General features: G+C 30.2%; 11 protein-coding genes, 1 tRNA gene and 1 other annotated feature. Of the genes, 11 read left to right on the top strand and 1 reads right to left on the bottom strand.

Annotation, left to right across the window (positions count from 1 at the left end; genetic code table 11):
- Positions 1–40 precede the first annotated feature (40 nt).
- The 7 genes from VJ881_06045 to VJ881_06015 all read left to right on the top strand — a co-directional run bounded on the left by VJ881_06045 (position 41) and on the right by VJ881_06015 (position 5,605).
- The gene (locus VJ881_06045) at positions 41–739 is read left to right on the top strand and encodes a TIGR03936 family radical SAM-associated protein (GenBank protein ID HKL75610.1); all 699 of its coding nucleotides are present in this window, start codon (positions 41–43) and stop codon (positions 737–739) included.
- 7 nt (positions 740–746) lie between these two features.
- Entirely contained in the window at positions 747–2,210 is a 1,464-nt protein-coding gene (locus tag VJ881_06040; protein ID HKL75609.1) for an Rne/Rng family ribonuclease, read from the top strand.
- A gap of 91 nt (positions 2,211–2,301) precedes the next feature.
- Positions 2,302–2,376: a sequence feature (ribosomal protein L21 leader region), on the top strand.
- 11 nt (positions 2,377–2,387) lie between these two features.
- Positions 2,388–2,699, top strand: coding sequence for a 50S ribosomal protein L21 (gene rplU, locus VJ881_06035; GenBank protein HKL75608.1), 312 nt, complete (start codon positions 2,388–2,390; stop codon positions 2,697–2,699).
- A 34-nt stretch (positions 2,700–2,733) separates the two neighbouring features.
- Complete coding sequence (rpmA, locus tag VJ881_06030) at positions 2,734–3,030, top strand: 50S ribosomal protein L27 (GenBank protein HKL75607.1); 297 nt, start codon at positions 2,734–2,736, stop codon at positions 3,028–3,030.
- A gap of 68 nt (positions 3,031–3,098) precedes the next feature.
- Positions 3,099–4,382, top strand: a complete 1,284-nt coding sequence (gene obgE / locus VJ881_06025; GenBank protein ID HKL75606.1) for a GTPase ObgE — start codon at positions 3,099–3,101, stop codon at positions 4,380–4,382.
- Positions 4,383–4,405: 23 nt separating this feature from the next.
- Positions 4,406–4,693: a ribosome assembly RNA-binding protein YhbY gene (gene yhbY / locus VJ881_06020; GenBank protein ID HKL75605.1), complete on the top strand. Its 288-nt coding sequence runs from the start codon at positions 4,406–4,408 to the stop codon at positions 4,691–4,693.
- A gap of 30 nt (positions 4,694–4,723) precedes the next feature.
- The gene (locus VJ881_06015) at positions 4,724–5,605 is read left to right on the top strand and encodes a DegV family protein (GenBank protein HKL75604.1); all 882 of its coding nucleotides are present in this window, start codon (positions 4,724–4,726) and stop codon (positions 5,603–5,605) included.
- A 4-nt stretch (positions 5,606–5,609) separates the two neighbouring features.
- Here the strand turns inward: VJ881_06015 and VJ881_06010 are convergent, their stop codons facing one another.
- Complete coding sequence (locus VJ881_06010) at positions 5,610–7,001, bottom strand: MATE family efflux transporter (GenBank protein ID HKL75603.1); 1,392 nt, start codon at positions 6,999–7,001, stop codon at positions 5,610–5,612.
- A 195-nt stretch (positions 7,002–7,196) separates the two neighbouring features.
- On the opposite strand from VJ881_06010, the gene abc-f reads away from it, so the two are divergent.
- The 4 genes from abc-f to VJ881_05990 form a co-directional block, all read left to right on the top strand.
- Positions 7,197–9,116 carry an ABC-F type ribosomal protection protein gene (abc-f, locus tag VJ881_06005; protein HKL75602.1) on the top strand — a complete coding sequence of 640 codons (1,920 nt, stop codon included), beginning with the start codon at positions 7,197–7,199 and terminating at the stop codon, positions 9,114–9,116.
- 68 nt (positions 9,117–9,184) lie between these two features.
- A tRNA-Arg gene (locus tag VJ881_06000) sits at positions 9,185–9,259 on the top strand.
- Between the two features lie 122 nt (positions 9,260–9,381).
- Positions 9,382–9,702 (top strand): stage V sporulation protein S, encoded by a 321-nt coding sequence (locus VJ881_05995; protein HKL75601.1) that lies wholly within the window; start codon positions 9,382–9,384, stop codon positions 9,700–9,702.
- A gap of 41 nt (positions 9,703–9,743) precedes the next feature.
- Positions 9,744–10,117, top strand: a 374-nt coding sequence (locus VJ881_05990; GenBank protein HKL75600.1) for a universal stress protein, incomplete at its 3' end; no start/stop codon positions are given.

The following is a 10,117-nucleotide window of genomic DNA, read 5'->3' as shown; positions in this document are numbered from 1 at the left end:
CTGGGAGTAGAACTGGATATAATAGGGGATGATTTTTAATATGAAAATAAGAATAGAATTTTCTAAATTGAAAGGTGTTAGGTATATTTCCCATCTAGAACTAATGGATACAATAAGAAGGGCTGTAAGAAGGGCTAATCTTCCAGCAGAATATACACAGGGTTATAATCCTCATTTAGTCTTAGCATTAGGACAGCCTCTGGCAGTTGGAATGGTAGGCAAAGGTGAATTTTTTGATCTTAGTCTTAAAGAAAAAATTGATGAAAAAGAAGTTGTAGTAAGGTTAAACGAATCTTTACCAAAATATATAAGAATTAAGGAAGCAAAATATGTTCCTGAAAAAGTAAAATCTTTACAGGCTATAGTTGATACAGCAATTTATAGTATTAATTTTGACTATGACAAAAATAAAATAGATGATGAAAAAATTCTTGAAAATTTAGAATCAAAAAATGAAATTGAAATCATAAGAAAAAGAAGAAAAAAAGATGATCGAAGACTTGACCTAAGACCTATGATTTATGATATAGAAATTGATAAAAATTATCCTGTTTGGTATTTTACAGTTAGTACAGGTAGTAGTGGTAATGTACGACCTTCAGAATTAATTAAGGCTTTAAATGAAAGATATGAATCAATAAAAGAAGTCCCTCTTGTTAATGTAATTCGAGAAGGTATGTTTGTTAAAAAAGGTGATAAGTTATTAAAACCATTTGCCAGTCAGGTAGTGAGGAGTTGAGATAACATTGGCAAAACAAATAATTATTAATTCTAATTTTAGTGAAAAAAGAGCAGCAGTTTTAAAAAATAATAAATTAGAAGATATATTTTTTGAGCGAGAGAGTTATGATCGAATTGCTGGAAATATATATAGAGCAGCTGTTAGAGACGTTTTACCAGGAATGCAGGCAGCTTTTGTTGATATTGGATTGGAAAAAAATGCATTTCTACATATTAGTGACTTGTATCCTCGATTTAATAAAGAAGAAAAGAAAAAATGGTCAGAAAAAAACTTAAGTATTAAAAATTTACTTCAACCAGGTGAAGAATTAATGGTTCAGGTTGAAAAAGAACCAATTGGAACTAAAGGTCCTAAAGTCACTTGTAAAGTAAGTTTACCGGGACGTTATTTTGTTTTATTACCTTATGAAAATAAAATTGGTGTATCACGTAGAATAAATGAAAGTCATGAAAGAAATCGTCTTAAAAGAATAGCAGGTGAGATTAGTGATAATAAAGGGGTAATAGTTAGAACAAATGCTTATCATCGTGATCGCTCTGAATTACAAAAGGATTTTAATTATTTAATGACAATTTGGCGTGATACTCAAAAAAGGTATAAAAATTCAAAAGCTCCTAAATTATTATATCGGGATGTAGAGTTAATAAAAGAAATAGCCAGAGACCATCTTTCAGAAGATACAAAAAAAGTTGTCATTGATGATAGTGATGATTATAATAAACTTAAACAATTGGCTTCTAATATAGCTCCAGAAGTTGAAAATAGAATTTATTTGTATGATAAAGATTTACCTATCTTTACTACTTATGGTATTGAAAAAGAACTTGATAAAGCTTTAAAGCGAAAAGTATGGCTTGATTCTGGTGGTTATGTTATTTTTGATTCAACAGAGGCATTAGTTTCAGTAGATGTTAATACAGGTAAGTATACTGGTAGCAAAGATTTACAGGATACTGTATTTAGAACAAATTTAGAAGCTGCTAAAGAAATAGCCAGACAGTTACGATTAAGGGATATTGGTGGTATTATTATAATTGATTTTATAGATATGGAAAAAGAACATCATCAAAGAGAAGTTCTGGATGTATTAGAAAAAGAATTGGCTAAAGATAGGACCAAAACAGCTATGTTAGGATTGACAAGATTAGGTTTAGTAGAAATGACTCGTAAAAAAGTGAGAGAAAGATTTGGTGAATTACTGCAAAAGGAATGTCCATATTGTAAAGGGACCGGAAAAGTTCTTTCAGCTGAGACTATGGCTTTAAGAGTGAGACGAAAATTACACATGATGGCCGTTGATGAAAATGTAAAAAAGGTGCAACTGGAATTACATCCAGATGTAGTAGCAGTATTTCGCAAACCAAAAAGAAAGCTAAAAGAATTGGAAAAAGAATTAGATATGAAAATTAAAATTAAAGGGAATAATAGTTTTCATATTGAAGATATAAATATTATTTCTAAAAAATAGATTACGCTTTGTCTGCACTTGACTTAAGATAATTTATATGCTAAAATAAATTGCTGGATAAACTGAATAAAATTTGTTTATTCTGCCGGTGTTTATACCAAAACCGCTCGAAATAGGTACAAAATGTCATTTTGACTACCTAATTTCGGCGAGTCTGAGGTAAGGGAGGTGGAAGAAATGTATGCTATTATAAAAACAGGTGGAAAGCAATATAAAGTTGAAGAGGGTCAAATTGTTAAAGTTGAAAAATTACCTGTTGATGAAGAAGAAAATGTTGAATTTAATGAAGTTATGGCTGTCTCAAAAGATGATGAAACAGAATTTGGACACCCATATTTGGAAGATGCAAGTGTCACCGGTAAAGTAATTGAACAGGGAAAGAATAAAAAAATTACAATCTTTAAGTATAAGCCTAAAAGTCGTCAACGTAAGAAAATGGGACATCGTCAGCCATATACGAAAGTTTTAATTGAATCAATTAAGGCTTAGACAATAAGTCAATTATATGTAAATAAATACCTGTATGCAGGAGGTGAGGGTATTGTCTAAGAAAAAAGGTGTTGGTAGTTCGCGTAATGGTCGTGATAGTGAATCGAAACGACTAGGAGTCAAGGAATTTGATGGTGAATTTGTTTCTGCAGGAAGTATTTTAGTCAGACAGCGAGGCACTAAATTCAGACCTGGTTTGAATGTAGGTCGTGGTGGAGATGATACATTATTCTCTAAAGTTGATGGTTATGTCAGGTTTGAAAGAAAAGGGAAAAAATCCCGACAAATAAGTGTTTATACTGAAGATCAAATGGCAAGTCTGGCTAACTAAAAGCTATATAGAGACCCTCAGTGCTGATCTAGTGCTGAGGGTTTTTGGTTTAATTGGAGGTATATTATATGTTTATTGATGAATTAGAAATTAAAGTAAAAGCTGGAGATGGTGGTAATGGTATTGTAAGTTTTCGCAGAGAAAAATATGAAGATATGGGTGGTCCTAATGGTGGAGATGGTGGAGATGGTGGAGATGTTATTCTTAAAGCTGATGAAGGCTTAAATACTCTTGCTGATTTCCGCTATAAAAATTTTTATAAAGCTGATAATGGAGAACATGGTTCAGGAAGACAGAAACATGGCAGTGATGGAGAAACATTAATTTTACAGGTACCTACAGGTACTATGGTTTATGATGCAGAAAAAGAACGATTAATAGCTGATTTAATTGAAGATGGGGAAAGTTTTGTTGTTGCTAAAGGCGGTGAAGGTGGAAAAGGGAATGCTCGCTTTACGAAATCAACAAGACAGGCACCGACTTTTGCCGAACAGGGAGAAAGTGGAGAAGAGAGAACTATCAAATTGGAATTAAAATTATTAGCTGATGTTGGTTTAATTGGATTTCCTAATGTAGGAAAATCAACTTTAATTTCAGCAGTGTCTGCAGCTAAACCTAAGATTGATTCTTACCATTTTACTACTCTTAAACCGAATTTAGGAGTAGTCTCAATTAATGATTTTCAATCCTATGTAATGGCAGATATCCCTGGTCTTATTGAAGGGGCTCATAACGGAGTTGGTCTTGGTGATGAGTTTTTAAAACATGTTGAAAGAACAAAACTTTTATTACATGTTTTAGATGCTTCCGCTATCGAAGGTAGAGACCCAATTAAAGATTTTGAAATAATAAATAATGAATTAGAAAATTATAATGAACATTTAGCTGAATTACCTCAAATTATAGCACTTAATAAAATGGATCTTCCTTCTGCCAAAGAGAATGTTGAAAAATTGATTAAAGAATTTGAGGGTAGAGGATTTACTGTTTTTCCTATTTCTGCTGTAACTCATAAAGGCTTAAAAAAGCTCAAACATTATCTCTGGGATAAATTGCAGGAATTACCTGATAGTAAAGAAGATATATCCAGAAGAAGAGGAGTAGTTATAAAACCAGATTTTGCAGAAAATCCTGAAATTGAAATAAAAAGAATAGGTAAACATGAATATAGGGTAAGAGGTACTTTAGTAGAAAAGCAAATAGAAAAGACAGATTTTAATAATGAAGCAGCAGTAAAAAGAATGATGAGAGTTTTAAATCACAATGGATTAAAAAAGAAAATGAACCAAAAAGGTATTAAGGATGGAGACACTGTAAAGATAGGTAATATGGAATTTGAATATGTTAAATAATCAAAATATAAGGAGGTGCTATTATGTTAAGTGGAAAGCAAAGAAGTTATCTTAGAGGTGAAGCAAATGAATTTGATCCTGTAATTCATATTGGTAAAGATGGTATTTCAGAGTCTGTTTTAGAACAGGTGGAAGAATTATTAGAAATTCATGAACTAATTAAAGGAAGAGTTCTGGATAATGCTCCCCAGGGTGTAAAAGATACTGCTTATGAACTTGCAGAAAAAACTAACTCAGAAGTAGTGCAGGTAATTGGTAATGTATTTATTATTTTTCGTCAGGATCCAGATGAAAGTAATTATAATTTATAAAATAATTTAATGTTGTGTTCAAAAAAGGGGATGAATAAAGTGGAAAAAATAAAAATATTTACTGATAGCTGCTCTGACTTACCTGATCACACTTTGAAAAAGTATGATATTGAGATGCTTGGCACCCCGGTAAATTTTGGTGAAGAAAATTTTAGAGATAGAATTGATCTTAAACCTGATGAATTTTATAAAAAAATTGATGAAAATGAAGTAATACCTAAAACTTCCAGAATTTCACCTAATATTTTTGAAAATAAATTTAAAAAAGCTTTAGATAATGGGTATAAAATTATTTCTATAAATTTTTCATCCAATCTAAGTGGTATTTATGAATCAGCAGCACTTGCAAAAAAAAATATTGGATCAGATGATATTAGAGTAATTGATAGTAAATCAGCTTCTACTGGTTTTGGACTTTCGGTATTAAAAGCAGCTAAAGCGCGAGAAGAAGGAAAATCATTTGAAGAAATTATAGATATTACTAAACATAGTTGTGCTCATATGGAACACATTTTTGCGGTTGGCTCTCTGGAGATGTTAAAAAGAGGCGGAAGGATTTCTGCCAGCAAGGCATTTATTGGTAATGTATTAAATATAAAACCTATTTTACATTTTCAGGATGGAGAAATTCTACCTTTGCATAAAGTTAGAGGGAAGAAAAAAATGCTTAAATACTTAATACGAATGATGGAAGAGAGAGGCCACAATTTATCAGATCAGATAATTGGCCTCAATCATTCAGCAAATCGAGAACTTGCGGAAGATCTTAAAGAAAAGATAGAGGAAAATTATGATATAAATGAATTTTTTATTTCTGAAATTGGAGCTGCTATTGGTTCACATGTAGGACATAATACTGTCTCAGTGTTTTTTATGAATAAAAATAAAGTTGCTGATATTAATGTTGCTTAATATATTATTCTTTAGCTAATACTTTTTTAGTTTTGGCAGCAGGTTTATCATCTATTACTTTTTCTTCCCAACGGCCTGATAGATAGATAGCATAACCTACAAGACAGGTAAAAGCATTGCTGAGAACCATTGCATACCAGACTGAATTCGATCCCCAGTTAGTATATTGTTTAAAAACTAAAATCATAGGTAAACGTAGTACCCATAATCTTCCGATCATTAATATCATAGCAAAGATTGTATGTCCTGAACCCTGGAAGGTACCAACAAAAATCTGAAAAAAGCCCATTAACGGTAAAGAAAGAGTTATTAATCTTAAATAAGTTATACCCTGATTTATAACAAGTGGGTCATCACTAAATAATTTTAATACTTGAGGGATGAATGGGAAAAATATTCCGCCACCAATTAGTAAAAAGACAGTGCTTAAAATTGAGCTGGTTTTTACAGCTTTTTTGGCTCTTTGAATCTGATCAGCACCTAAATTTTGCCCAACTATTGTTGCTAAGGCATTTCCAATTCCCATGGCTGGCATGAGAATTAATGAATTTATTCTATTTCCAATTCCAAAAGCTGCAAGAGTTGTATATCCAAAAGATATTATAAAGCCATTAAGAAACATAAATCCAAAAGCAGCCATTGATTGACCAATAGAAGAAGGGATTCCGACTTTTATTAATTTGATAACATTATTATCTAATAACAAATCTTTTTTTGAAATTTTTATTCCATTTTCGTGGAAAAATAGTGTATAAACTGCATAACTTGCAAAAATACCTCTAGCCAGTATTGTTGCAAAAGCTGCACCTTGAATTCCAAAATCTAATACAAAAATAAAAAGTGGATCAAGAATTATATTTAAAGTTACAGAAAAAGCAGTGTATTTCATAGGGGTAACAGTATCACCCTGTCCCTGTTTAATAGCAGTAAATGCCAGAAATAAAAATAAAGTGGGCATACCAAAAAGCATAGGTCTTAAAAATTCTGTACCATAAGTTAAAATTTCATTGCTTCCCCCCATTAGTTTTATGATTTTAGGTGCGGCAATAGCACCTGGGAAACCTAAAAATACAGAAATTAAAATAGCTACAGTTATTACTTCTCCAGCAACTTTTGTAGCTGAGTCTTTTTCATTGTTACCAATATATTGCGAAATCAGGGAAGTACCTGCAATATTTATTCCCATTCCGATAGAAAGAAAAAAGAAAATAACCGGAAAAACTAAAGTCATAGCTGCCATTTGTTCAGAACCAAGTTGTCCTACAAAATAGGTGTCAGTAATATTATATATAGATTGTATAATATTGTTTAACATGATTGGTCCGGCTAGAATAAGAATTACTTTTGACATTTTTCCATTTAAAATAAGATCCTGTTTTTTGTTTAAATTAAGCATAAAACTTCCTCCTGTAATATTTATATCATTTTGTAAGTATAAAATTAATATTTTGCTCAATTGTAAATTTTGAGCTAAAAATTAAATATTGAATTATATATATACTATTCTATAATAATTATTGTATTCCTTCTTAAAAAACTAAAGAATTTGATAAAATTATTTTAAAAGTTCTGAATTTGGAGGTATATTTTCATGAGTGTTTTAAATTTGCATAATATAGAAAAAAATTATGGATTAACTGAAGTTTTAAAAAATTTTTCTATGACTATAAATGATAAAGAAAAAATTGGACTTATAGGACCTAATGGTTCAGGTAAAACAACTTTATTTAAAATTATTTCTGGAGAAGAAAACTATAATAATGGAAATTTATCAATCAGAAATAATACTTCAATTGGTTATCTATCTCAGATGCCAGATTTAGAGGAAGAGATAACTTTATATGAAGAATTATTAAAAGTTTTTTCAGATGTAATTGAAATGAAAGATAAAATTTCTGGATTGGAAAATGAAATTAGTCAATTAGGTAATAAAAAAGATAAAAATGATTCTAGATTAAATGAATTATTAAAAGAATATAGTGAATTACAGCATGAATTTGAAAAAATGGGTGGTTATAGCTATAAAAGTGAAATTAAAAAAGTAGCTGTAGGATTGGGTTTTTCCTTAGAAGAATTAGATAAAAAAATCTATACATTTAGTGGTGGTGAAAAAACTCGTCTGGGTTTGGTGAAATTACTTTTAAGTAAGCCAGATTTACTTTTATTAGATGAGCCTTCAAATCACCTGGATATACCATCAATACAGTGGCTGGAAAATTACTTAAATGATTATCAGGGAGCAGTTGTAATTATATCTCATGATAGATATTTTTTAGATAATGTTGTTACCAGAATTGTGGAGATAAAAAACGGTAAAGAAGAAATTTATAAAGGTAATTATTCATATTATTTAAAAGAAAGAAAAAGAAGATATGAAAAACGTTTACATGAATATGAAGTTCAGCAAAAAAAGATTAAAGATTTAAAAGAATCTATTAAAAGATTAAAAAGATGGGGTAACAGAAGTGATAACCCTAAATTACATAAAAGAGCAGAAAGTATGAAAAAAAGATTAGAAAAAATGAATAAACTGGAGAAACCAACTCTTGGTGGACCAAAAATGAATTTGAGTTTTAATATAGATGAAATTGGGGGAAATGATGTACTTAAAATAAAGAATATAAGTAAAAATTTTTCAGATGAAAATATACTTGAGGACATAAATTTAGATATTTATAGAGGCGAAAAATCTGCTATTATAGGTAAAAACGGAACAGGTAAGAGTACAATTTTAAAAATAATTTCTGGAGAAGTATCAGCAGATTCTGGTATATATAAGATAGGAAAAAATGTTAGAATGGGTTATTATAGTCAGGAGTTTGATGGTTTTAATCCTGAAGATAATTTAATTTCTGCTTTGAGAAGAGAAAGGCCAATGACTGAAGGTGAGGCTAGAAATTTACTGGCAGCATTTTTATTTAGAAATGATGAAGTATTTAAAAAGATTAAAGATCTTAGTGGAGGGGAAAAAAGTAGACTTAGATTATTACAATTAATGCAGGGAGATTATAATTTTTTAGTTCTTGATGAACCAACAAATCACCTGGATCTTGCGTCCAGAGAAGTATTAGAAAAAGCTTTAAAACAATATCCCGGAACAATACTTGTAGTATCTCATGATAGATATTTTTTGAATAAAATAATTGATTATACTTATGAATTGGAAAATGGTAGCCTTAAAAAATATTATGGGAATTATGATTATTATTGGAAAAAGAAAAAACAAGAAAAAAAGAATGAAACAATGAAAAAAGAAAGTAAAGCCAATAAAGATAATTTTTATTATAGACAAAAAGAAAAGCAGCGGAAAGAAAGGAAAAAGGAAAAGAAAAAAAATAATTTAGAAGAAAAGATAATGAAACTTGAGAATGAAAAAGAAGAACTAGAAGAAAAAATGGTTGACCCTGAAAATCTTTCTGATCATAAATATTTAAATGAGTTAAAAATGAAATATGAAAATATTGAAGAAAAATTAGAAAAATTATATGAAAAATGGGAAAAAATTATATAACTGGTTTTGACAGAGAGTTTTAGTTCTGATAAAATTAATAAATGGTAATACTCCATAATTATTATAATGCCCCTGTAGCTCAGTGGATAGAGCACCGGTCTCCGGAACCGGGTGCGTGGGTTCGATTCCCGCCAGGGGTACCATCTATGTCAAAAATTTTTCTAAAAATTTTTAATTTAATTATTTAAATAAAAGGTATTTCCGGATATTTCTATAATTAAAATAATAAGAGATATAAAAATAAATAATAATGGGGGTATTTAAGATGTTTGAAACAGAAGAAAATAATACTGAAGAAAAAAATGAAGAAAAAAATTCACCAAAAAATGATGTGTTAAAAGTTTCATCAAAGTCTGATCCGAATTCTGTGGCAGGTGCAATTGCAGGGACAATTAGGGAACATGGTGAAGCAGAATTACAGGCAGTTGGAGCTGGAGCTGTAAATCAGGTTGTAAAGGCTATAGCGATTAGTAGAGGTTATGTAGCACCCAGTGGTCTTGATCTTATTTGTGTTCCTGGATTTAAAGATATAGAGATCAATGGTGAGAAAAGAACTGCAATTAAATTTGTTGTTGAAGCAAAATAATTTTTACTTAAGTTAAATATTTTTGAGAGGAGGTGGTTTGGTTGAAAAAAATACTGCTTGCTGTAGATGGGTCAGAAAGTTCTAAGAAAGCAGCAAAAGAGGCTGCCAAATTGGCTTCTTCTCTTAATGCTCATGTTTCTTTAATAACTGTTGTAACACCTAATTATAGTCATAATATTGAAACAATCGAGGTAAGTAATGCAGAAATGTCTATGGAAAGAATGGAAGAAATGAGAGAGGAAAAGAAAAAAGAAGGAAATAGAATCTTGGATGAAGCAGCTCAATTTTTAGAAAAAGAAAATATTAAAGTAGCAAAAAAAGTATATGAAGGAAATCCAGCTGAAAAAATATGTCAGGTAGCAGAAGAGGAAGATTATGATATGATTGTAGTTGCTGATAAAGGGCTGGGAGGAAT

This window comes from Halanaerobiales bacterium, assembly GCA_035270125.1.
In the GTDB taxonomy this organism is placed as follows: domain Bacteria; phylum Bacillota; class Halanaerobiia; order Halanaerobiales; family DATFIM01; genus DATFIM01.
Note: the sequence above shows the minus strand (reverse complement) of the source record. Positions and strands in the feature narration are given on the sequence as shown.